The sequence below is a fragment of the Agromyces mediolanus genome (assembly GCF_023715325.1).
Classification (GTDB): Bacteria; Actinomycetota; Actinomycetes; order Actinomycetales; family Microbacteriaceae; genus Agromyces; species Agromyces mediolanus_A.
On record NZ_JAMBNX010000076.1, the window covers coordinates 1 to 402 of the forward strand.

General features: G+C 71.6%; 1 protein-coding gene. It reads right to left on the reverse strand.

Annotated features, from left to right (window positions below; all coding sequences use genetic code 11):
* Window positions 1–119: 119 nt before the first annotated feature.
* Window positions 120–402 (reverse strand): ATP-binding domain-containing protein (locus tag M3147_RS19145; protein WP_251204980.1); only part of this gene is annotated, 283 nt, incomplete at its 5' end.

Here is a 402-nt window from a genome sequence, read left to right on the forward strand (position 1 = left end):
GGTCCGGCCACGTCGCTTCGGCGAGCTCCCGAAGGGTGAATTCCAATCCGGGCGGCTGCTCGCGGGCGGCGCGGTGTCCCAGCGCCGCGGCCGCCTGGGCCGCCTCGCGCCTGTATTCGTCAGCTGGCATCCGGCTCCCCCTTCCCCACGATTTCCGGAACGACCTGCTCCGCCTCCTCGAGGATCCGGGCGCAGTCGTCCGCCGTCCCGCACAGGTAGAGGACCGACTTCGCCCTCGAGAGACCGACGTAGAAGGTCTCGTGCCGGTTTGCCGGGGTGCAGCCCTCGGAGGACCACAGGATCACGACTGGCCTCTCGAGGCCCTTGAAGCGGGCGACCGTGTCGACCGTCACCACCCCGGCGGCATAGTCCTCCAGGCGCGCCCAGCGCGCGGTCCGGGGG